A 21,709-nucleotide genomic window follows, 5' to 3' on the forward strand; every position below is an offset into this window, starting at 1 on the left:
AGCATGTGGGCGGATTTTCCGCCCCTTTGGGGGTGGCAATTGCAGAGCAAACCCTATCAATTGGCCTTTCAGGACAAAATGGAACGCGTGTCATGAGCGAGCGCAAGATCAGGATCTTTATCAACGGGTTTGGCCGTATTGGCCGGACGGTTTTGCGTATCCTGGCAAAGGGGCAGCACCCGGAGTTCGAGATTGTCGGGATCAACGACATCGAGCCGTTGGAGACCTGTGCCTATCTGTTTGAGTTTGATAGTGTTTTTGGCGCTTATCCGGGGGGCGTTGAGGCAGGTGACAAGGCACTCACTGTTGATGGGCTGTCCATTCCGTTTCATGCCGTGAGCGACCTGAGTGGTCTTGATCTCAGCGCTGTCGATGTGGTTCTGGAATGCACCGGCATGGCTGGTGCGCGAGCCGTGGCGGAGCGGGGGCTTGCAGCGGGCGCGGCTAAGGTGTTGATTTCCGGGCCGTCTGATGAGGCTGACGACACCATTGTGCTGGGGGCCAATCAGGAGCTTTTGAAGGATCAGAAGATCCTGTCCAATGCCTCCTGTACAACCAATGCCTTGGCGCCGTTGATGCGGGTGTTGGACGAGGAATTTGGCCTGATCAGCGGGCATATGACCACGGTGCATTGCTACACAGGCAGTCAGCCAACGGTGGACAAGCCGCGCGCTGATCTGGTGCGGAGTCGCGCTGCGGCGCTGTCGATGGTGCCGACCACCACCTCGGCGCAGCGGATGATTGATAAGGTTTTGCCGCATCTGAAAGGCCGCGTGGAAGCGCGCGCCATTCGGGTGCCAACGGCCAGTGTGTCTGCCATTGATCTGACAATTCAGACTGAAAAAGATGTGACAGTAGAAACGGTTAACGCCTGTTTGAAAGCAGCGGCAGAGAGAGATGGAATCTTGGGTTGGAGCACCAAGCCGCTTGTCTCGACCGACCTGCGGGCGCGGCCGGAATCGCTGATAGTGAGTGAGCGAGAAACCAGCGTTTCTGTGGGCGGGCTGCTGCGCGTCTTTGGCTGGTATGACAATGAATGGGGCTTTTCCAACCGCATGTTGGATATGGCCAGAGCAATGGGGCGGCGCAGAGCTGCGCGAGGGGAATTGGGAGAATAGAAGAGATGACAAACACCAAGGATCAGGACCGCGCCCGTCAGGCCGCACTTAACTACCACGAGTTTCCGAAGCCCGGTAAGCTGGAAATCCGCGCGACCAAACCGATGGCGACCGGCCGTGACCTGAGCCGTGCGTATAGTCCAGGCGTGGCCGAGGCCTGTATTGAGATTGAAAAGAACCCTGCGGATGCAACGCGTTACACCGCGAAAGGCAACCTGGTTGCGGTGATCTCCAACGGTACGGCCGTGCTTGGTCTCGGCGATATTGGCGCGCAAGCGTCCAAGCCGGTGATGGAAGGCAAGGCGGTTCTTTTCAAAAAATTTGCCGGGATCGATTGTTTTGACATCGAAGTGAACGAGCCTGATCCGGAAAAACTCGCCGATTTGGTCTGTCGTCTGGAACCCACTTTCGGGGCAATCAATTTAGAAGATATTAAAGCGCCGGACTGCTTCCTTGTGGAGCGGCTCTGCAAAGAGCGCATGAACATTCCGGTGTTCCATGACGACCAGCACGGCACCGCGATTGTGGCGGCAGCTGCCGCCTACAACGCGCTGATCGTGGCGAAGAAGAACGTCGAGGACATCAAGGTTGTGGCGCTGGGCGCGGGGGCGGCGGGGATTGCCTGTCTCAAGATGCTGATGACCATGGGGGTTCAACACGAAAACATCCTGATGCTGGACAGCAAAGGCGTGGTGCATAAACAGCGCAACGACCTGACCGCGGAGAAGGCGGAATTCGCGCAAGACACTGATAAGCGGACCACAATGGAGGCAATGGAAGGGGCTGACCTGTTCCTTGGCGTTTCCGGTCCGGGCCTGCTGACCAAAGAAATGGTCGAGCAGATGGCGGATGATCCGATCATCTTTGCGCTTGCCAACCCAACCCCGGAGATCATGCCGGAAGAGGCGCGCGAGGCGGCGCCGGGCGCGTTGATCGCGACGGGGCGTTCGGACTACCCGAACCAGGTGAACAACGTGCTGTGTTTCCCGTTCATCTTCCGAGGCGCGCTGGACGCTGGTGCAACCGAAATCAACGATGCGATGAAGCTGGCCTGTGTGGAGGCGATTGCCTCTCTGGCGCGGGAAACGACCTCCGCGGAAGTGGGCGCCGCTTACAAGGGCGAGACTCTGACGTTTGGGCCTAACTACCTGATCCCAAAGCCGTTTGATCCGCGGCTTCTGCCGACCATTGCGGTGGCTGTGGCCAAGGCGGCCATCGACTCCGGTGTGGCCACCAAGGAGCTGGATCTGCACGCCTATGAGAATAAGCTGCAAGCGCAGGTTTTCCGGTCTTCGATGATCATGCGTCCCGTTTACGAAGCCTCCAGCATGAGCCGTCGTCGGATCGTGTTTGCGGAAGGCGAAGATGAGCGTGTGCTGCGGACGGCGCAGGCGATGTTGGAAGAGACTGTGGACACGCCGGTGCTGATTGGCCGTCCGGAGGTTGTTGCGCATCGTCTTGATAAGGCTGGACTAAAGATCAAACCGGGCGTGGATTTCGAACTGATCAACCCGGAACAGGACGAGCGCTATCGCGACTACTGGACCCACTATCACAACAAGCTGCGGCGTCAGGGCGTGAGCCCGGATAGTGCGCGGGCGATTTTGCGCACCAATAACACCGCGATTGCGGCGATCGCGGTGGACCGTGGGGACGCGGACAGCATGATCTGCGGCACCTTTGGTGAGTACCGCTGGCATCTGCGCTACGTCACGGAAGTGTTGGAAAACAAAGAGTTGCATCCGGTTGGGTCGCTGTCCCTGATCATTCTGGACAAAGGGCCGCTGTTCCTGGCGGACACGCATATTCACATCGAGCCAACCTCTGAGCAGGTGGCGGAAACAGTGATTGCCGCCGCTCGTCATGTGCGGCGCTTTGGGGTGGATCCGAAGATCGCGCTCTGTTCTGGGAGCCAATTTGGTAACCTGGATTCGCACTCCGGTCGGGTGATGCGCGGGGCTTTGGATATTCTGGACCAAAACGACTATGACTTTGAATATGAAGGGGAAATGCACACTGATGCGGCCCTTGATCCAGAGTTGCGCGAGCGGTTGTTCCCCGGTGGTCGTCTGACCGGCAAAGCCAATGTGCTGGTGTATTCGAACACGGATGCGGCGGGGGCGACCCGTAACATCTTGAAATCTGTGGCAGATGGGCTGGAAGTTGGGCCGATCCTGATGGGCATGGGCAACCGGGCCCACATCGTAACGCCGTCCATTACGGTGCGCGGATTGCTCAACATTGCCGCGCTGGCGGGCACCGAGGTCTCGACCTACGGCTAAGCCAGATTTGAAGTGATGCAACAGGCCCCGTTAACGATGGTTTTCGGGGTCTGTTTTTTGTCCGTTTCACGTCTGTATTGCGTCGGTGGGGGGCTTGTGTCGCGGGAGGCAGGTAAACACTACGTGCGTTGCGCGAAGTGTTGCGCAACAGGAGGGTGCGCCTGACCCTCGGTGGGCGCTTACGAAACGAAATAGAATTGCGAAACGGGTCCACTTGCGCGTTCATTGCGATTGGCGGGACTTTGAAGTGCGCCCTCCCGTGGGGAGGGTCGGGCGCGCCCGGCGTTGCCGGGCAACTCGTTACAGAGGCCAGAAAACGAGAATCGCCGGGATCGAGACGGCGACAACAAGCACTTCCAGTGGCAGTCCGATGCGCCAGTAATCGCCAAACTGATAGCCGCCGGGGCCGAGGATCAGCGTGTTGTTCTTGTGCCCGATGGGCGTGAGGAAGGCCGAGGAGGCGGCGACGGCCACGGCCATCAGGAACGGGTCGGCAGAGACGTCTAGCGCGTTGGCCATCTGAATGCCCACGGGGGCGGCGACGATTGTGGTGGCGGTGTTGTTGAGCACGTCGCTGAGGGTCATGGTCACGAGCATCAGCACGGTGAGCACCGCCCAAGCGGGCAGACCGGAGGTGAGGCCGACCAACCCGTTGGCAATGAGCGCGGTGCCGCCGGATCTGTCGAGCGCGGCGCCAAGTGGGATCATCGAGCCGAGTAGAACCACCACGGGCCATTCGACGTGGTCGTAGAGTTCGGAAAGCGGGACAATTTTGGCGAGCACATAGGCGATCACCACAAGCCCCAAAGCGATGGGCAGGTAGATCAGGCCAAAAGAGGCGGCGGCGACGGCGCCGACAAACAGGCCAATGGCGAGCCACATCTTACTGTTGGCAGTCACGGTCAGGCCGCGATCTGCGAGCGGCAGGCAGCCCAGCCATTTGGTCACGTCTGGGCCGCGGTCTTTGTGTACGAGGATCAGGAGAATGTCGCCGGGCTGGACCACGGTTTTACGGATCTGGCTGCGGATGCGGCGTCCTTCGCGGGAGATGCCCATGAGCACCGCGCCCTGTCGCCAAGCGAGACCGAGGGCAGCGGCGGTTTTGCCAGCGATGCGGGCGGTTTCGGGCACAACCACTTCGACAATATCAAGACCGTCCCCGGCGGCTTTGAGTTGCTCTTCGCGTTTTTCGTCGGAGAAATTCAGGGACAGAGCTGTGCGGAACTCATCGAGCGCGTCGGGCGTGGCTTCGAGTACTAGGGCGTCGCCTTCTCGCAGGATGTTGGTGCGGGCGGAGCCATAAAGCCGTTTGCCGCCGCGCATTAGGCCAAGGATTTGCACGTCGGCCTCTTCGGCGTCCGGCTCCAACTCACCCAAGCGCTTGCCAATCAGCTTGCTCTCGGCCGGGACGGTGAGTTCAGCAATGTATTGGCCGAGGTCGGCGACCTTTTTGCCCGCGTCTTCGCGGTCCGGGATCAGGCGCCAGCCAATCAGCGCGACAAACAGCAGGCCTGCGATGGCGGTGAGGCCGCCCACCGGAGCGAAGTCGAACATCTTGAACGGCTCACCCAAGCTTTCCTCGCGGATGGAGGCGATGATGATGTTGGGCGGCGTGCCGATCAGCGTGGCCATACCGCCAAGGATGGTGGCGAAAGACAGCGGCATGAGAGATTTGGACGGGCTGCGGCCAGCTTTGCGGGCGGTTTGAATGTCTACGGGCATCAGCAGCGCAAGCGCGGCGACGTTGTTCATAAAGGCGGAGAGCACAGCGCCCACAGCACCGATGATGGCGATGTGATTGCCTAAGGAACGCGCGCTGTCCACCAAGGTGCGGGTGATCAGCCCGACGGCGCCAGAGCGGACAAGGCCAGCGGATACAATCAGCACCAGCGCCACAATGAGCGTGGCGGGGTGGCCAAAGCCGGAGAAGGCGTCTTTGGTGGGGACGACGCCCGCGACCACGGCGATCATTAGCGCGGCAAAGGCGACCATGTCATAGCGGAAGCGGCCCCAGAGCAGCATCACAAACACACCGCCAAAGAGGCTGAACAAAATGATCTGATCTGTTGTCATAAAAGGGCCTGTGCGCAAATTTCTTTGCGGGAGAGTCAATCTTACAGGCCGCGGAAACGCAAGCGGGTTGCGGATTTTGCCCGCTGTGACGTATAGAGAGCCCTGACAAAGCGATACTGCGAAAAGACAACCGGAGGCGAACATGGCCGGCCATAGTAAATGGGCAAACATTCAGCACCGCAAAGGGCGTCAGGACGCCGCGCGCTCCAAGCTGTTTTCCAAACTTTCCAAAGAGATCACCGTTGCCGCAAAGATGGGCGATCCGGACCCGGACAAAAACCCGCGCCTGCGTCTGGCGGTGAAAGAAGCCAAGAGCCAGTCGGTGCCAAAAGACGTGATCGAACGCGCGATCAAGAAGTCGGTTGCGGGCGAAGGCGACGATTATGAAGAAATCCGCTATGAGGGCTATGGCCCCAATGGCGTGGCGGTGATTGTCGAAACCATGACCGACAACCGCAACCGGACAGCCTCCACCGTGCGCTCCACCTTCACCAAGAGTGGCGGCAATCTCGGCGAGACCGGCTCTGTTGGCTTCATGTTTGATCGCAAAGGCGAAGTGACCTACGGCGCAGACGCGGGCGATGCGGATTCTGTGTTTGAAGCGGCGATCGAGGCCGGTGCGGAAGACGTGGAAAGCTCTGAGGACGGCCACATCATCTGGTGTGAAGACACCGACCTGAACGAGGTCTCCAATGCGCTGGAAGCAGCTCTTGGTGAGTCTGTCAGCACCAAGCTGGTGTGGAAGCCGACCACCACCACCGAGCTGGACCTGGAAGGCATGCAAAAGCTGATGCGGTTGATTGATGCGCTGGAAGATGACGATGACGTGCAGCGCGTGACCACAAACTTTGAAGCCTCTGACGAGGTGATGGATCAGCTGTAAGCTATTCCCATCAAAGACAAAATGTGAGCCCCGTCAGCCCTGCTGGCGGGGTTTTTTATTGGAAATTAACCATCCCACAGTTTTGCCGCATTTTGATGGTAGCCTGGGCAAGGCACTACCAAAAAATTCATTGATTTGAGGACTGAAGGCATGCGGTTTGACCTTCTGGACGGGGTGCGTGGGCACCTGCTTTTTATGATGATGTTGGGGCATCTTGGCGCACAGGCAGGGATGAACGCTCTGTTTTCGGTGCATCACTCACAGATTATTCAGCTATTGAGTGCTGAGTTTCTTGTGGTGTTGTCCGGTCTTTTGGTGGGCATTTTGTACGCCGTCAAATTTCAGGATCCGAGCAAGCTGGCGCGGTTTCTGAAACAGCGTATTCGCAAAATTTATGTCTACTACCTGCTCTCGGCTGGGCCGTTTTTGATCCTCCTAGCTCTTAATGGCGCAAGCTTGGGGCAGTTTGCATTTGGAATTGGCGAGGTCCTACTGATCCAAAACGGCGGAGCCTATTCCGACATCCTGCCGATATATATCTACTGTTTTGTCTTGCTGTTTGTGCTGAGTTTTGGGTTGGCTTACCTGCCGCAGGTGATGATGCTGGTGCCGTCGGCGCTGATCTATGCGGTTAGTCTGTTCTCCTATGATGGTGGTGTGTTCGGCTGGGGCGGGAAGTTCCTAGTGTTTGATATTGCGGCCTGGCAGTTTTTGTTTTTCTTGTCGTATTTTGCCGGGCTCTATTTTCGAGAGATTGTCGGGTGGCTTAATGGCCTGAGCGACGTGGCGTTTGTGGCGCTGTTGCTTGGCTGTGCTGTGATCGCATTGGGGCAGAGATGGGCGTTTTGGTATCCGACAATTGGCGCTCTGCCGGAGGGCGTTCAGGGCAACTGGTTCCGCATGCATCTGCACCCTGTGCATCTGTTGCGCACCTTTGCCGTGGCGGCGTTTGTGACCGTGGTGATGACGCGCTCGGTGCCTGTGACAGCTTGGTTGACCAAAGTCTTTCGCTGGTATTTCTCGTTGCCGCTTTTGCGGTATTGCGGTGTTTGGGCGATCCAGATGTTTGTGATCCATGTCTATATGGTCGCGTTGTTTGCCTATCTGTTACCGCAATGGACGACGTCGGAGGGGCTGGTCTGGGCGGTGGTGTTTCAGGTTGCCTACATGCTTCTTGCGTACTTGATCCATCACGGTCTCAGACGTCGTAGGCAGGCGTTGGCCGCGCGTAGTGTCAGTTGAGGTGGTCGCGGGCGACGTGCCGCACCGCTTTGGTGAGCGGGGTGAGGGCAGGGGCCAGCAGTCGGCTGGATTGCCAGAATAAGGGGGTTTCGTACGTGGTGTCTGGGATTAGCGGCACCAAGGCGCCGGTTTCCAGATGGGGCCGCACCAATGGTTCGGGGTTCATGCCCCAGCCAAGGCCCAGCAGACAGGCCTCGACAAAGCCGGTGGAGGACGGAAGGCGGTGGCTTGGCGGCGCGGGCGTTACGCCAAGGTTTTGCGTCATCCAGGTCTCTTGCAGGCGGTCTTTGGCATCAAAGATCAGGATCGGAGCGGTGGATATGGCCTCTGCGGTGACACCCTCGGGGAAATGTTTGGCCATATAGGCTGGGCTGGCGGAGGGGACGTAACGCATGGGGCCAAGCGGGGTGCTGTCGCAGCCAGCAATCGGGGCTTCATGCGCGGTCACGGCGGCGACCACTTCGCCACGCCGGAGCCAGTCGGCAGAAAAATCCTGATCGTCGACCACCAGATCAAATAGCAGGTCGGGCACCTGCGCGGCGGCTTTGAGAAACCATGTGGCGAGGCTGTCGGCAGTGACCGCGATGCGCAGGCGAGCGGTGCGCGGAGAGAGCCTTGCCAGATCGCGGGAGAGCGCGCCTTCGAGCATACCCACCTGATCAAGGTGGGCGGCGAGGCGGCGGCCGGTTTCGGTGCCTTCACAGGGGGTGCCACGCAGCACCAAGGGCATGCCAACGCGCTCTTCCAGCGCTTTTAGACGTTGTGAAATGGCGGATTGGGTGACGCTCAGTTCCTGTGCCGCGCCATCAAAGCTGCCGGTGCGCAGGATCGCCGCAAGGGCGGCGAGATGGGCGTAGTCGAGTTTCATTGCAGCTTGGCTGCGGTGCCGTGCGTGGGCTTGATCTGGTGCCGATGAGAAGTAATCGCCGAGCCGTCATGGGCCAGCGCCCAGTCTTTGGCTTCATTAAGAGACATGCCGAGGTTCATCGCCAGCTTGTCCGCCAGCGCATAAGCGGAGCGGGTGGGGTGCAGCTTGGTCAGCAATTCGACGTGACGCAGGCGCGCCTCCGGGAATTTGTCCAAGCAGTGCTTGATATCGTCCTGCGGCAGTTGGAAGTGGAAAGCCAGCGCATTGCGCAAAAATAGCGCGTCGTGACCAGCGGCCTCCAGACGGCGGCAGTAATCTACGTTGCTTTCCCCTTTGGCGGGCGGCAGGGTTTTGTAGCTCGGAAGCGACATAAGCGGTCCTAATGTAGTCTCAGATGTTTTAATTTGAGTAATTAAAAGGCAGGCCTTAGTCAAACCTCGAAACAAAGGTGCAATGGATAACCGTTGGGGGCAAGACGATATGAGCGAGACAGGCATTTTGGGACCGGCATTGGCCGGGTTTGCGTTGGGGTTTTCGCTCATCATGGCGATTGGCGCGCAGAACGCCTTTGTCCTGCGCCAAGGCTTACGTGGCGAATATGTGCTGCCACTGGTGCTGACCTGCGCGGTGAGCGACGCCATTTTGATCACTTTGGGCGTGGCGGGCTTTGGTGCGTTGATCGCGGCCAATCCCACCATGATTGAGTGGGTACGCTTTGGTGGCGCAGCGTTTTTGTTTGTCTATGGGGCCATGAACTTTAAGGCCGCTGCGGCGGGGGGAGAGGCCTTGCAGGACAAAGGTCGCACGGCAGGCAGTTTGGGCGCGGCTGTGATGACCTGTGTGTTGCTGACCTGGGCGAATCCACATGTGTATCTGGACACGGTTGTGCTGTTGGGCGGGATTTCCGCGCAATATGCGCCGGGGTGGGCCTTTGGGGCCGGTGCGGTGACCGCAAGCTTTGTGTTTTTCTTCTCACTGGGGTTTGGCGCCAAATTGTTGCGGCCGTTTTTTGTAAATCCGCGCTCCTGGCAGATTTTGGATGTGCTGGTCGGGCTGACCATGTGGGCGATTGCCGCGAAACTGATCTGGGGCATGTGAGGGGGCGCTGCCCCCGTCGGCGCAAACGCCGTCTCCCCCCGGGACATTTTAGGAAGGAGAAGAGTGGGGCGTTGTGTGAGGTTGCGCACATAAGTTGTGGGGACTTGCCTGTTTTGTGCGGCAGGGGAATGGCCATATCCTGAGGGTAGCAAGTCAGGAGGACGCCATGAGTTGGAACCCAGCCTTAGAGCCCACATTGCCAGATGCCACCGCATTGGAGGCGATTGAGACAGTCATCGTACCGCGTTCTCGAGACCTTGGCGGTTTTTCTGTGCGGCGGGCTTTGCCTGCGCCGAAGCGGCAGATGGTGGGGCCGTTTATCTTCTTTGATGAGGCGGGACCGGCGGAGTTTTTGACCGGGCAGGGCATTGATGTGCGGCCGCATCCGCATATTGGACTGGGCACGGTGACATATTTGTATCGCGGTGAGTTTGAGCATCGCGACAGTTTGGGCACGCATCAGATGATTTATCCGGGTGAGGTGAACTGGATGGTGGCCGGAAATGGCGTGACCCATTCGGAGCGCACATCGGAGGCGACACGTAAGGCGCCAAGCTCGCTGTTTGGGATACAGACCTGGATTGCTTTGCCTGAGGAGCGTGAGGACGATCCGGCAGCGTTTGAGCATCACGGCAAAGAGGCGCTGCCGTTTCTGGAAGGCGAAGGCAAAGAGGTGCGGTTGATCCTGGGCGATGCATGGGGGGAACGCGCGCCAGTCAGCATGATGTCGGAGACGTTTTATGCCGATGTGGCCTTGCAAGCCGGGGCTAAGCTGCCGATGCCGGATAATCACGAGGATCGGGGCTTGTATGTGGTGGACGGCGCCGTGGAGATCGCCGGGGACGTGTTTGAGCCGGGGCGTATGGTGGTGTTTCGGCCCGGAGATGCGATCACGGTCACGGCGGGGCCGCAGGGGGCGCGTTTGATGGCGCTGGGCGGGGCGACGATGAATGGGCCGCGCTATATCTCGTGGAACTTTGTCAGCTCCAGCAAGGAGAAGATACAGGCTGCCAAAGCCGATTGGGCGGCGGGCGATTGGGCCGATGGGCGGTTTCAATTGCCGCCGGGGGATGATGAGGAGTTTATCCCTTTGCCAGACAGGATGCTGTGACGCCGCGGCAAAATTTTGCTTAACAGGTTTCCTACCTCGACACTGCCGCCACGTCATGTCTATGTGGCGGCATGACGGATGAAAGTGCCACTTCCCCTTTGAAGGGCGTGTTTTGGATGCTTGTCACGGGCTTATGCTTTGTGGCGGTGACCGCGCTTGTGAAAATGGTGGGCACGCGGCTTCCTGCGTCGGAGACAGCGTTTCTGCGCTATGCGCTGGGCATTGTGTTTCTGATCCCGATGATCAAGCCCATTCTGGCGGCCAAGCTCACCAAGCGGCAGATTGGCTTGTTCAGCTTGCGCGGTGTCTTGCACACTGGCGCTGTGGTTGCGTGGTTCTTTGCCATGGCGCGTATTCCCATCGCCGAAGTCACGGCGATGAACTATCTGTCGCCGGTCTATGTCACCATTGGGGCGGCGCTGTTTTTGGGGGAGAAGCTGGCGTTTCGGCGCATTGCGGCGGTGATTGTGGCCTTGATCGGCGTGACAATCATTTTGCGGCCTGGGTTTCGGGAGTTGAGCCCGGGACATTTTGCCATGCTGTTCACGGCGCTGGGTTTTGCTGGTGGATACCTGATTGCCAAACGCTTGAGTGAAGAGGTCAGCCCGACGGTGGTTGTGGGGATGTTGTCGGTGACGGTGACGATTGGGCTGGCGCCTTTGGCGTTGTCTGTTTGGGTGACGCCGACGTTGGAAGAGTTGGTGATCCTGTTTGGCGTGGCCTGTTTTGCCACGGCAGGGCATTACACGATGACCTTGGCTTTCAAAGCCGCGCCGGTGACGGTGACACAGCCGGTGAGTTTCTTGCAGATGGTCTGGGCGGTGTTGCTGGGCTGGATTGGCTTTGGCGAACAGCCCGATGTCTGGGTGCTTGTGGGCGCGATGACTATCATTGGCGCGATCAGCTTTATCACCTGGCGTGAAGCCATGCTGAAGCGGCGGCAGATCACGCCGCTTGTGGGGCAGACCAAGCTCTGAGATTTGCCACAGCGATGTAAGTGCGCCTATCCTGAGGAAAATCGGGAGGGTGGCACTATGAGATCAACTTTCTGGATGGTCGGGTGTGCGGCGGCGGTGACGCTGCCGGTGGCTGCGCGGGCGGGGTTGGAAATCTGTAACGAGGCTGGTTTTTCGCAAAGCGTGGCGTTGGCGTACAAGGATGGGGATGCCTATCGCTCCCGCGGATGGTGGAACCTTGACCCGGGTGAGTGCGACACGCCGGTGACTGGCGATCTGAAGCGGCGGTATTACTACGTCTTTGCCACTGCGCGTGGCTATGAGTTTGATCCGGCGGAGCGGTATAGTTTTTGCACAGAGCTCTCCGGATTTTCGATTGTCGGGGATGAAGATTGCGTGGCGCGTGGCTATGACAAATCCATGTTTGCCAAGATCGACACCGGCAAAACGGCCAAAGATTATCGGTTGAATATCAAAGCGGGGATTTTCACGGCGCTGGAGACGGGGGACGCAGGCGGTGCGACCGCAACGCCACCTGCGGAGATGGTTTATACGACGGAGTCCGAAGCACGGCGGATTTTGCCGCTTTATATGCCGATGGAGAACTCCGGGTTCTTTGGAGAGCCGTTTTCGCAGGTCGGTATTTTTCAGGGCTGCGCCTTTGAATATGAGGACGCGTTTTGTAGCTTTCATGCGGAAGGCTGGAAGTATTACGTGAACTACGGCAACGGCACCGAGGATGCCTTGCTGGACGCGCTGGAGTTTCTGCCGGTGGGCACGCCGGTGGCCTTTGGTGGCGACATGATCAGCTATGGCGATATCACGGTGGATACGGTGATCCGCGAAGTGAGTTACTTTCCGGAGCTTGATCCCTATCAGCATATTCGAGAAGCGATGATGGGGATGTGGCGCGATATGACAGACGCGACGGCGCAAGTCTTGATTGAAGGCGCGGAGTGGACGGATTTGTATAATGGCGAGCCTGCGGCAACGTATTTTCTGCAGATCGCGCCGGGGTGTGACGCGGGGCCAGGTGGGCCGGTGTTGTTGCAGACCAATCCGGAGGACCGCGAGCCTTACTGTTACATGATCGACAGTGTCACGGATGAGGAGATGGTACTCTACTATTACGGTAACCCGCAGCCCTTCGTTTATCGGCGATGATTTGTCGCGAAACGTCTTGAGCTTGGGATGGCGGTGTTCCTAGGGTGTGAGAAATCGTCGAAGGAGCCTGCGCATGTCCCGTCCCAACATCCTGATTTTTATGGTGGATCAGCTCAACGGGACATTTTTCCCGGACGGGCCTGCAGAGTGGTTGCATGCGCCGAACTTAAAGAAGCTGGCGGCGCGGTCGACGCGGTTTCAAAACGCTTACACGGCCAGTCCGTTGTGCGCGCCGGGACGGGCGGCGTTTATGTCGGGACAGTTGCCGAGCGGGACAGGTGTTTATGACAACGCGGCGGAGTTTGTCTCGTCGATCCCAACTTATGCGCACCACTTGCGGAGGGCTGGGTATCAGACCTGCCTGTCCGGCAAGATGCATTTTGTCGGGCCGGATCAGCTGCATGGGTTTGAGGAGCGGCTGACCACGGACATTTATCCGCCGGATTTTGGCTGGACGCCGGATTACCGCAAGCCGGGAGAGCGCATTGAATGGTGGTATCACAACATGGGCAGTGTGACTGGCGCGGGCGTGGCAGAGATATCCAATCAGATGGAGTATGACGACGAAGTTGCCTATCACGCCACGCGCAAAGTCTATGATCTGGCGCGGGGGCACGATGAACGGCCGTGGTGTTTGACCGTGAGCTTCACCCATCCGCATGATCCCTATGTGGCGCGCAAGAAGTACTGGGATTTGTATGAAGACTGCGAGCACTTGCTGCCGGAGGTTGGGGCGATCCCATATGAGGAGCAAGACACGCATTCCAAGCGCATTTTTGACGCCAATGACTGGCGCAGTTTCGACATTACAGAGGAAGATGTGCGCCGGTCTCGTCGGGCGTATTTTGCCAATATCTCCTATCTGGATGACAAGATCGGCGAGGTGATGGAGGCGCTGGAGGCCACGCGGCAAGAGGCCGTTATTCTGTTTGTGAGTGACCATGGCGATATGCTGGGTGAGCGCGGGCTGTGGTTCAAAATGAGCTTTTATGAGGGCTCCAGCCGGGTGCCGATGATGGTGGCGGCTCCGAATATGGAACCCGGATTGGTGACCACGCCGGTGAGCAACATCGATGTCTGTCCAACGCTGTGCGAATTGGCGGGGGTGAGCATGGAGGAGGTCATGCCTTGGACAACGGGAGAGAGCCTTGTGCATTTGGGGCAGGGCGGGGAACGCGACACACCGGTGGCGATGGAATATGCCGCCGAAGCGTCTTATGCGCCGATGGTGTCGCTGCGCTATGGCAAGTGGAAGTACAATCGCTGCGCGCTGGACCCGGATCAGCTGTTTGATTTGGAGGCGGATCCCCATGAGTTGACCAACCTGGCGGAGGAACCCGCGCATCAAGGCATGGTGCAGAGCTTGCGGGCCAAATCAGAGGCGCGTTGGGATCTGGCGGCGTTTGATGCGGCGGTGCGCGAAAGTCAGGCGCGGCGTTGGGTGGTCTATGAAGCGTTGCGGGAGGGCGGCTATTTTCCGTGGGATTATCAACCCTTGCAAAAGGCCTCGGAGCGCTACATGCGCAACCACATGGACCTGAATGTGGTGGAGGAAAATCAGCGCTTTCCGCGTGGGGAGTAGATCGCCACACGTGGGAGTAGATTGTTAAGGCTTGTGCCCCTAGGCTGCGGTCAACGCGAAGGGGATAGGTTTATGATTTTTAAAACACTGAAATGCGCAGGTGCCGTGGTGATGCTGGCGGGCGCGGCGCAGGCGCAGATGTTCATCGATAGCGGCGTGGAGAGTGGCGTGCATGGCGAGCCGCTGGAAGACGTGGCGATGTTGCAGGGCTGTGTCTTTGAGCAGGAAGTGCCGAGTTGCGAACTGACCAGCAATGGGTTCACCTATTGGGTGAACTGGAACGAGCCGACGCCAAGTTACATTGTCGAGGCGATGGGCACGCTTTATGTGAATGCGCCGTTGTGGCTGCGGGCGGATATTGTCTCGATGGGCGATATGTCGGCAGAACTGGCGGTACATGCTTTGCGTCATGATCCGTCGCTAGATCCTTATGCGGAAATCCGCGCCAATTTGCAGGGGCAGTGGGTGTTCGCCGCTGATCCGGCCTACACGTCCACCGTGTGGGGCGACCGGGTGACTGAGGAGATCAATGGGGACTACTCGTCAGAGTACACGCTGCAATTGGCGGACAGTTGTGAGAAGTCCAACGGGCAGGGGCCGGTGATGATTGCGCATATTGATCCTTGGAGCGAGCCGCCTTGCATGATCATTGAAGCGGTCACCGCGGATAAGATGATCATGCAATTGGCCGGGGGCGACGGCACGCTTTTCAAATACGTGCGGCCCTAACGGGATCAGCTTTCCGATTTTAGCATGAGGTCCGCCACTTCGCGGGCCTCTGTGCGTGCCTGAGCCGGGTTGAGGGGGGCGTCGGACTGTGCAGCCTCCAGCCAAACCCCATCCATATAGCATTGCAGAGCTTCACGCAGCGTTTCGCGGCGGTCGTCAGAGACAAGTGCGCGCAGTTCGGCGCGGAAGTGGGCGGTGACGCGGGCGCGGTTGATGCGGTGCAGGCGTTGCAGGCTTTCCGCATAGGGCGCGTTGGCCCAGAATTGCATCCAGATCGAGCATTGTTCGTTGGTGAAAAGCCGGTCTGAAAAGTTGGCGTCTATCACCGCCATCAGCCGCTCATGCGGGGTTTTGGCGGTGGCGTAGCGCTCCAGCATCGCTTGTTTCAGCAAGGTCAGCAGGCGGCGCATGGTCGCCTCCATCAGCTTTTCCTTGGAGCCAAAATAGTAGTTGATCGAGGCCGCAGAGGCGCCGGCTTCGGCGGCAATTTCCGCCATAGTGACAACGGCGTAGCCCCGTTTGTGAACCGCCGTGATGGTGGCGTTGATCAACTCTTCATGTCGGATATCGCGGATACGTGTACGGCCCATGGCGCCACTTTAGCGTGATCGCTCTCAGGGGCAATGTTGTTGTATCAATAAAATTTTTAAATGGTCATTTAAAAAATAGTCACGTGATGATAGTTTGGCTGCCAGATTGAGAATCCGTGGGCCCGTGAGCGTGGCCGGCACAGCAAAGGAACGCGCGATGCAACTGCAACCAACGGCCAGCCATTTCATCAACGGGGCCTATGTGGAGGACACATCCGGCGCGCCGATTGAGATTGTCTATCCGGCAACGGGTGAGGTGATCGGCACGGTATATGCGGCGACGCCATCGATCATTGACCAGGCGCTGGAGAGCGCGAAAGCGGGCCAAAAGATCTGGGCAGCGATGACGGGACGCGAACGTGGTCGCATCATGAGCCGGGCGGCAGCGATGATCATGGAGCGCAACCATGAGCTTTCCGTGCTGGAAACCTATGACACCGGTAAACCCTATCAGGAGACCATCGCGGTGGATGCGACTTCTGGCGCGGATGCGTTGGAGTATTTTGGCGGCCTGGCGGGCAGCCTGACCGGCGAGCATATCCCGCTTGGGGAAGACTGGGTCTATACGGTACGCGAGCCGCTGGGTGTCTGTGTCGGCATCGGGGCGTGGAACTACCCGACCCAGATCGCCTGCTGGAAAGGTGCGCCTGCATTGGCGTGTGGCAATGCGATGGTGTTCAAGCCGTCTGAAACCACACCGATGTGCGCCTTAAAGGTAGCAGAAATCCTGCATGAGGCCGGTGTGCCTGCGGGTGTTTATAACGTCATCCAAGGCTTGGGCGAAGTTGGTGCGGCGTTGGTCAATGACCCGCGCGTGGACAAGGTTAGCCTGACCGGCTCGGTCCCAACCGGCAAGAAGGTGTATGCGGCGGCGGCCAGCCACATGAAGCATGTGACCATGGAGCTGGGCGGGAAATCTCCGCTGATTATCTTTGATGATGCGGATGTCGAGAACGCCGTGGGTGGTGCTATTTTAGGCAACTTCTACAGTTCCGGTCAGGTGTGTTCCAACGGCACGCGGGTGTTTGTGCAGAAGGGCATCAAGGAGAAGTTCCTGGCCCGTCTGGCGGAACGTCTGGGCACGGCGGTGATTGGCGATCCACTGGATGAGGCAACCAGCTTTGGGCCGATGGTGTCTGAGCGGCAGATGGACATTGTGCTGGGCTATATGGCCAAGGGTGTCGACGAAGGCGCGCGGTTGGTGTGCGGTGGCAAACGCATGGACCGCGACGGGTTCTTCCTGGAGCCAACGGTCTTTGCCGATGTCACTGATGACATGACCATCGCGCGGGAAGAGATTTTTGGGCCCGTCATGTCGGTCTTGGATTTTGACACCGAGGAAGAAGTGATCGCGCGGGCCAATGACACCGAATATGGCTTGTCTGCGGGTGTGTTTACGTCTGATCTGTCCCGTGGTCACCGTGTGATCGGGCAGTTGGAAGCAGGCAGCTGCTTTATCAACTCCTACAACGACGCGCCGGTGGAGGCGCCGTTTGGTGGGGTGAAGAATTCCGGTGTGGGACGTGAAAACTCCAAGGAAGCGATCAACCATTACAGTCAGGTGAAGTCGGTCTATGTGCGCATGGGCGACGTGGAAGCGCCTTACTAACCCTCCCTTTGGCAGCTCTGTCAGGAAGAAAAATATGCAGGCAGATTATGTGATTGTAGGCGCGGGCTCCGCTGGGTGCGCAATGGCGTACCGGTTGAGCGAGGCGGGCAAATCCGTGCTGGTGATTGAGCATGGCGGCACCGACGCGGGGCCGTTTATTCAGATGCCCGCGGCGCTGAGCTACCCGATGAACATGAGCCTGTACGACTGGGGCTACAAAACCTTGCCGGAGCCACATTTGGGCGGACGGACGTTGGTGTGTCCGCGTGGCAAGGTGATTGGCGGGTCCAGCTCGATCAATGGTATGGTTTATGTCCGAGGGCACGCGGGAGATTATGACCATTGGGCCGAGAGCGGCGCGGATGGGTGGTCTTATGCGGATGTGCTTCCGTATTTCAAACGCATGGAAAACTGGCACGAGAGTGGACAGGGTGGTGATCCCGATTGGCGCGGTTCTGATGGGCCGCTGCACATCAGCCGTGGACCGCGCAACAACCCGCTGCATGGGGCATTTGTGGAGGCCGGGCGGCAGGCGGGCTACCCGGTGACGGATGACTACAACGGGCAGCAGCAAGAGGGCTTTGGCCCGATGGATATGACTGTCTACAATGGTCAGCGCTGGTCTGCCGCGAATGCCTATCTAAAACCGGCTTTGCAGCGCGAGAACTGTGACCTTGTTCGAGGGCTGGCCCGCAAGGTTGTGATGGAAAACGGCCGCGCCGTGGGTGTGGAAATTGAACGGGGTGGGCAGGTTCAGGTGATCCGCGCCAATGCGGAAGTGATCCTTTCGGCGTCCTCGTTGAATTCACCAAAACTGTTGATGTTGTCGGGCATTGGGCCGGCGGCGCATCTGGCACAGCATGGCATTGAGGTGGTCGCGGATCGTGCAGGCGTGGGCCAGAATCTGCAGGACCATCTTGAGGTCTACATGCAGATGGCTTGTAAGCAGCCGATCACACTCTACAAATATTGGAACCTAATTGGCAAAGGTCTGATTGGGGCACAGTGGCTGTTCACCAAGACGGGGCTTGGGGCGTCTAACCAGTTTGAAACTGCTGGGTTTATTCGGTCTCGGGCGGGGATTTCCTATCCCGATATTCAGTATCATTTCTTGCCCATCGCGGTGCGCTATGACGGGCAGGCGGCAGCCGAAGGGCATGGCTTTCAAGCGCATGTCGGGCCGATGCGGTCGCCGTCTCGAGGTGAGGTGACCTTGCAATCAGCCGATCCGAAGGCCGCGCCAAATATTTTCTTCAACTACATGTCGACGGAGCAGGATTGGGAAGACTTCCGTGCCTGCATCCGTCTGACCCGCGAGATTTTTGCGCAGGAGGCGATGCAGCCGTTTGTGAAAAGCGAGATCCAACCGGGCGTGGATTTGCAGACGGACGATGAGATCGACAGCTTTATCAGAGAGCACGCTGAGAGCGCCTATCACCCTTGCGGCACCTGCAAGATGGGCAGCGTGGATGATCCCAATGCTGTAGTAGATAGTGAGTGCCGTGTGATTGGCGTCGATGGGTTGCGGGTGGCGGACAGCTCGATTTTCCCGCGCATCACCAATGGCAACCTTAACGGGCCGTCAATTATGACCGGCGAGAAGGCCTCCGATCATATTTTGGGGCGGCGGCTGGCGTCGTCCAATGCGGAGCCTTGGTTTCATCCCGGTTGGGAAAATGCGCAGCGGTAGTGCGTGTTTTTGAATGTGATTTGATCCGCGTCAAAGTGGGGGGAGACTCGGCTGGTCTATGGTGTGTGCGACCTTAAAAACAGGAGCGCAAACATGGCGAACACCCCACACGAACTGGCCGCAGAATTCCCTGAATTTGTTGAGAAAATGAGCGCGTTGAAAGTCAGCGACAAGCACTTTGCAAAGCTGGCCGATGAGTACCACGAGTTGAACCGCAAGGTGCATGCAGCCGAGACCAATGTGGCGCCACGCGAAGAGCTGGCGGAAGTGGATCTGCGTAAGCGTCGCGGCGCGCTGAAGGATGAAATCTACGCTTATCTCAAAGCAAACTGATTGATAAATCTGGTCAGTTTTGGCCAGGTGTCGGTGCGCCACAGGCCGGTGTGACCCGCGCCGGGGGCTTCGACAAATTCCTTACTATTGGATGGGGCGGCAGCGAAAATCTGTCGCCCCATTTCTATGGGGATGAGGTCGTCTTCGGTGCCGTGCAAGATCAGCAGAGGTAAGGTGACGGTCTTGGCGCGAGATAGGCTGTCCCATTGATTTGACAGGTGTTTCGTGAAGCTGCCGTTGCCGGGATAGTGGTGCGCGGCCATGGCCTTGATCGAGGTGTAGGGCGCTTCCAGCAGGATGGCGTTGGGCGTAATGCCTGCTTCCAATGCGCCGAGCGTTACGGCGGCGCCGATGCTCTCGCCATAGACCACCACGGGGGACATCGTGGGGCGTACGATGCTGTCGTAGATTGCCACGGTGTCGTTGATGATGTCGGCTTCTTGCGGGGTGCCTGTGCTGCCGGAATAGCCGCGGTAGGCGGGGGCGACGAGTCCGTAGCCCCGTTGAAGCAGGAGGTCGAACCGCGACACACGGTTGGCCAAATTGCCTGCGTTTCCTTGAAGATAGAAGATCACCGGCTTGCCGGGGGCAGGCGGTGCAGTCCAGACGATTAGCGCTTCACCGTCGTGTTGGAACACCTCTTCGGTCACAGTTGGGAGATTGGCATCCGCAGGGGAGACGCGGGTGTCGTTCAGCGGGTAGATCATCTGCCGCTCCAACAGGGGCGCGGCGGCGATTAGCATAAAGGCAAAGACCACGCAAAAGGCGCAGAGCCGGAACAGGAATTGTGCCAGCCTAACCCACATCGTAGGGCAACACGCCACGGGCGTTTTCGTTGATGGTCAGGCGGCGTTCCAGCGGCGGCACGGAGCGTTGGTGACAATGGGTGCGTTCGCAGATGCGGCAGGAAATGCCAATGGGTTCAAAGGCCTGCGGGTTGTCGAGCTCCATATGGTCGGCGTAGACCAGCGCGTCGGCGTGGCGGATTTCACATCCCAAGGCGATGGCGTAGCGGCGTACAGGGGCGCCGAAGTGGCCGCCGGATTTGGAGACATCGCGGGCCAGCGAGATGTAGCGCACGCCGTCTGGGGTTTCGGCGAGTTGGCGCAGGAAGCGGCCGGGTGTTTCAAACGCACGATGTACGTTCCAGAGCGGGCAGGCGCCGCCGAAGCGGGCAAATTGCAGGCGGGTTGCCGAGTGGCGTTTGGTGATGGTGCCGGCCTGATCGACGCGGACAAAGAAGAAGGGAATGCCTTTGTTTCCAGGGCGTTGCAGGGTGGACAGCCGGTGGGCGACTTGTTCGATGGAGGCGCCGAAACGGTTGGAAAGCAACTCAAGGTCGTGGCGGGTTTCGCGGGCGACTTCGAGGAAGGTGCCATAAGGCATGAGGGCCGCACCGGCGTAGTAGTTGGCGAGGCCGATTTTGGCGATGGACCGCGCGGCGTCGGATTGGAAGCGGGCAAAGTCCAGAGTGGCCTCTAGCAGCTTGCCGTTTTGCAACAGCGCGACCTGCAGAAGGAGTTGAAATGTCTGAGTTTCTGGCTGCGCGTAGCGGGAGATTTGCAGGCGTTGGTGCTCGGCGTCGTAGTGGCGCAGTTGGTCGATGTCGGTGAAGGCAACAGTGATGCCTGTGTCCTTGAGAGAGGCGAGGGCAGCGGCGCGGATTCCGCCGTGCTCTACAGCGCCTTGTGCGAAGCGTTCGGCGGCGTGGTCGACAGCGTCTATGTAATTGTCACAATAGTGAAAAAAGTCCCTGACTTCATCCCAGGGGCTGGCCTGCATTTGTACATCCTGGCGGCCAAGGGCCTCGTCTAAAGACGCAAGCCGTTCGTGGGTTTGGCGGTAGGCGCGGTGTAGTTCCAGAAAGGCGCGCGCCAAAGCAGGGGCGTTGGAAGCGGTGAGGCGCAGGTCTGCGAGAGGGGCAGAGGTTTCGGCGAGGACCGGGTCGGCGAGGGCTTCGCGCATGTCAGAGACGAGGCGTTCGCTGTCACCGGTGCTTAACTCTGTGACATCCAAGCCAAATTCCTGCGCGAGGGCCAAGACAACCGTGGTGGACACCGGGCGGTTGTTGTTCTCCATCTGGTTCAGATAGGGCAGGGAGACCCCAAGTTTTTGGGCAAAATCCTTCTGTGTCAGCGTGAGCCGTGTGCGGATTTCGCGTAGTTTGGCGCCTGCGTAGAGCTTCTGCGTGGGCATGCGACTCCTCCCGATTGCATAGCTGCAAAGATAGCTTTGCAAACTGTGCGGCGCCAGAGGGCAAAAGAGGCTGCGGCGTTTGGTCGTTAACCGGCGATTCTGAGGCCGATTTTCACGTCGGTATGGCGTCGGTATTGCGACTGTTACGCGGAGGTGCAGGTTTTGGAGTGGCCTCGGTTAACGCA

The 21,709-nt window shown here is 58.8% G+C and carries 19 protein-coding genes; 13 read left to right on the forward strand and 6 right to left on the reverse strand.

The genetic code is table 11. The features are described from left to right. Positions 1–92: 92 nt before the first annotated feature. Together SIB92_RS00600 and SIB92_RS00605 are read left to right on the forward strand one after the other, a co-directional pair. The gene (locus tag SIB92_RS00600) at positions 93–1,118 is read left to right on the forward strand and encodes a type I glyceraldehyde-3-phosphate dehydrogenase (RefSeq protein WP_412553993.1); all 1,026 of its coding nucleotides are present in this window, start codon (positions 93–95) and stop codon (positions 1,116–1,118) included. A 5-nt stretch (positions 1,119–1,123) separates the two neighbouring features. Next, the gene (locus SIB92_RS00605; RefSeq protein WP_412553994.1) at positions 1,124–3,400 is read left to right on the forward strand and encodes an NADP-dependent malic enzyme; all 2,277 of its coding nucleotides are present in this window, start codon (positions 1,124–1,126) and stop codon (positions 3,398–3,400) included. Positions 3,401–3,700: 300 nt separating this feature from the next. Here SIB92_RS00605 and SIB92_RS00610 read toward each other — a convergent pair whose 3' ends face one another. After that, a complete protein-coding gene (locus SIB92_RS00610; protein WP_412553995.1) occupies positions 3,701–5,473 on the reverse strand; it encodes an SLC13 family permease in 1,773 nt (590 codons plus the stop codon). Between the two features lie 142 nt (positions 5,474–5,615). On the opposite strand from SIB92_RS00610, the gene SIB92_RS00615 reads away from it, so the two are divergent. Both SIB92_RS00615 and opgC read left to right on the forward strand, forming a co-directional pair. Next, positions 5,616–6,356, forward strand: a complete 741-nt coding sequence (locus tag SIB92_RS00615) for a YebC/PmpR family DNA-binding transcriptional regulator (protein WP_294118258.1) — start codon at positions 5,616–5,618, stop codon at positions 6,354–6,356. Between the two features lie 150 nt (positions 6,357–6,506). Then, entirely contained in the window at positions 6,507–7,598 is a 1,092-nt protein-coding gene (gene opgC, locus SIB92_RS00620) for an OpgC domain-containing protein (RefSeq protein WP_412553996.1), read from the forward strand. Here the strand turns inward: opgC and SIB92_RS00625 are convergent. Continuing rightward, the gene (locus tag SIB92_RS00625) at positions 7,591–8,466 is read right to left on the reverse strand and encodes a LysR family transcriptional regulator ArgP (protein WP_412553997.1); all 876 of its coding nucleotides are present in this window, start codon (positions 8,464–8,466) and stop codon (positions 7,591–7,593) included. The two genes, opgC and SIB92_RS00625, sit on opposite strands and share 8 nt — an antisense overlap. Further along, entirely contained in the window at positions 8,463–8,837 is a 375-nt protein-coding gene (locus SIB92_RS00630; RefSeq protein WP_412553998.1) for a hypothetical protein, read from the reverse strand. The genes SIB92_RS00625 and SIB92_RS00630 overlap by 4 nt, the downstream gene beginning before the upstream one ends. Before the next feature lie 109 nt (positions 8,838–8,946). Here SIB92_RS00630 and SIB92_RS00635 point away from each other — a divergent pair, with 109 nt between their 5' ends. From SIB92_RS00635 to SIB92_RS00660, 6 genes are all read left to right on the forward strand, one after another. Next, positions 8,947–9,564 carry a LysE/ArgO family amino acid transporter gene (locus SIB92_RS00635; protein WP_412553999.1) on the forward strand — a complete coding sequence of 206 codons (618 nt, stop codon included), beginning with the start codon at positions 8,947–8,949 and terminating at the stop codon, positions 9,562–9,564. 166 nt (positions 9,565–9,730) lie between these two features. After that, positions 9,731–10,675: a pirin family protein gene (locus SIB92_RS00640; RefSeq protein ID WP_412554000.1), complete on the forward strand. Its 945-nt coding sequence runs from the start codon at positions 9,731–9,733 to the stop codon at positions 10,673–10,675. Between the two features lie 71 nt (positions 10,676–10,746). After that, positions 10,747–11,652, forward strand: a complete 906-nt coding sequence (locus SIB92_RS00645; protein ID WP_412554001.1) for a DMT family transporter — start codon at positions 10,747–10,749, stop codon at positions 11,650–11,652. Between the two features lie 57 nt (positions 11,653–11,709). Beyond that, positions 11,710–12,795, forward strand: coding sequence for a DUF1036 domain-containing protein (locus tag SIB92_RS00650; protein ID WP_412554002.1), 1,086 nt, complete (start codon positions 11,710–11,712; stop codon positions 12,793–12,795). Between the two features lie 73 nt (positions 12,796–12,868). After that, the gene (gene betC / locus SIB92_RS00655) at positions 12,869–14,377 is read left to right on the forward strand and encodes a choline-sulfatase (RefSeq protein WP_412554003.1); all 1,509 of its coding nucleotides are present in this window, start codon (positions 12,869–12,871) and stop codon (positions 14,375–14,377) included. 72 nt (positions 14,378–14,449) lie between these two features. Continuing rightward, positions 14,450–15,106 (forward strand): hypothetical protein, encoded by a 657-nt coding sequence (locus SIB92_RS00660; RefSeq protein ID WP_412554004.1) that lies wholly within the window; start codon positions 14,450–14,452, stop codon positions 15,104–15,106. Between the two features lie 5 nt (positions 15,107–15,111). Here SIB92_RS00660 and betI read toward each other — a convergent pair whose 3' ends face one another. Beyond that, positions 15,112–15,696, reverse strand: a complete 585-nt coding sequence (betI, locus tag SIB92_RS00665; protein ID WP_412554005.1) for a choline-responsive transcriptional repressor BetI — start codon at positions 15,694–15,696, stop codon at positions 15,112–15,114. 157 nt (positions 15,697–15,853) lie between these two features. On the opposite strand from betI, the gene betB reads away from it, so the two are divergent. From betB to SIB92_RS00680, 3 genes are all read left to right on the forward strand, one after another. Continuing rightward, positions 15,854–17,305 (forward strand): betaine-aldehyde dehydrogenase, encoded by a 1,452-nt coding sequence (betB, locus tag SIB92_RS00670; protein WP_412554006.1) that lies wholly within the window; start codon positions 15,854–15,856, stop codon positions 17,303–17,305. A gap of 34 nt (positions 17,306–17,339) precedes the next feature. Then, entirely contained in the window at positions 17,340–18,995 is a 1,656-nt protein-coding gene (gene betA / locus SIB92_RS00675; RefSeq protein WP_412554007.1) for a choline dehydrogenase, read from the forward strand. Positions 18,996–19,088: 93 nt separating this feature from the next. Then, positions 19,089–19,328: a YdcH family protein gene (locus tag SIB92_RS00680; RefSeq protein ID WP_412554008.1), complete on the forward strand. Its 240-nt coding sequence runs from the start codon at positions 19,089–19,091 to the stop codon at positions 19,326–19,328. Here the strand turns inward: SIB92_RS00680 and SIB92_RS00685 are convergent. Next, positions 19,310–20,071: an alpha/beta hydrolase gene (locus SIB92_RS00685; RefSeq protein WP_412554009.1), complete on the reverse strand. Its 762-nt coding sequence runs from the start codon at positions 20,069–20,071 to the stop codon at positions 19,310–19,312. The two genes, SIB92_RS00680 and SIB92_RS00685, sit on opposite strands and share 19 nt — an antisense overlap. A 52-nt stretch (positions 20,072–20,123) precedes the next feature. Then, positions 20,124–21,524, reverse strand: coding sequence for a helix-turn-helix domain-containing protein (locus tag SIB92_RS00690; RefSeq protein WP_412554010.1), 1,401 nt, complete (start codon positions 21,522–21,524; stop codon positions 20,124–20,126). Between the last annotated feature and the right edge of the window lie 185 nt (positions 21,525–21,709).

It is taken from the genome of Shimia sp. MIT1388 (assembly GCF_047124445.1).
Classification (GTDB): domain Bacteria; phylum Pseudomonadota; class Alphaproteobacteria; order Rhodobacterales; family Rhodobacteraceae; genus Shimia.

Excerpts from the sequence above, each read along its gene's own strand:
- SIB92_RS00600 (WP_412553993.1), top strand. The coding sequence starts at position 93 with ATGAGCGAGCGCAAGATCAGGATCTTTATCAACGGGTTTGGCCGTATT.
- SIB92_RS00605 (WP_412553994.1), top strand. The coding sequence starts at position 1,124 with ATGACAAACACCAAGGATCAGGACCGCGCCCGTCAGGCCGCACTTAAC.
- SIB92_RS00610 (WP_412553995.1), bottom strand. The coding sequence starts at position 5,473 with ATGACAACAGATCAGATCATTTTGTTCAGCCTCTTTGGCGGTGTGTTT.
- SIB92_RS00615 (WP_294118258.1), top strand. The coding sequence starts at position 5,616 with ATGGCCGGCCATAGTAAATGGGCAAACATTCAGCACCGCAAAGGGCGT.
- opgC (WP_412553996.1), top strand. The coding sequence starts at position 6,507 with ATGCGGTTTGACCTTCTGGACGGGGTGCGTGGGCACCTGCTTTTTATG.
- SIB92_RS00625 (WP_412553997.1), bottom strand. The coding sequence starts at position 8,466 with ATGAAACTCGACTACGCCCATCTCGCCGCCCTTGCGGCGATCCTGCGC.
- SIB92_RS00630 (WP_412553998.1), bottom strand. The coding sequence starts at position 8,837 with ATGTCGCTTCCGAGCTACAAAACCCTGCCGCCCGCCAAAGGGGAAAGC.
- SIB92_RS00635 (WP_412553999.1), top strand. The coding sequence starts at position 8,947 with ATGAGCGAGACAGGCATTTTGGGACCGGCATTGGCCGGGTTTGCGTTG.
- SIB92_RS00640 (WP_412554000.1), top strand. The coding sequence starts at position 9,731 with ATGAGTTGGAACCCAGCCTTAGAGCCCACATTGCCAGATGCCACCGCA.
- SIB92_RS00645 (WP_412554001.1), top strand. The coding sequence starts at position 10,747 with ATGACGGATGAAAGTGCCACTTCCCCTTTGAAGGGCGTGTTTTGGATG.
- SIB92_RS00650 (WP_412554002.1), top strand. The coding sequence starts at position 11,710 with ATGAGATCAACTTTCTGGATGGTCGGGTGTGCGGCGGCGGTGACGCTG.
- betC (WP_412554003.1), top strand. The coding sequence starts at position 12,869 with ATGTCCCGTCCCAACATCCTGATTTTTATGGTGGATCAGCTCAACGGG.
- SIB92_RS00660 (WP_412554004.1), top strand. The coding sequence starts at position 14,450 with ATGATTTTTAAAACACTGAAATGCGCAGGTGCCGTGGTGATGCTGGCG.
- betI (WP_412554005.1), bottom strand. The coding sequence starts at position 15,696 with ATGGGCCGTACACGTATCCGCGATATCCGACATGAAGAGTTGATCAAC.
- betB (WP_412554006.1), top strand. The coding sequence starts at position 15,854 with ATGCAACTGCAACCAACGGCCAGCCATTTCATCAACGGGGCCTATGTG.
- betA (WP_412554007.1), top strand. The coding sequence starts at position 17,340 with ATGCAGGCAGATTATGTGATTGTAGGCGCGGGCTCCGCTGGGTGCGCA.
- SIB92_RS00680 (WP_412554008.1), top strand. The coding sequence starts at position 19,089 with ATGGCGAACACCCCACACGAACTGGCCGCAGAATTCCCTGAATTTGTT.
- SIB92_RS00685 (WP_412554009.1), bottom strand. The coding sequence starts at position 20,071 with ATGCTAATCGCCGCCGCGCCCCTGTTGGAGCGGCAGATGATCTACCCG.
- SIB92_RS00690 (WP_412554010.1), bottom strand. The coding sequence starts at position 21,524 with ATGCCCACGCAGAAGCTCTACGCAGGCGCCAAACTACGCGAAATCCGC.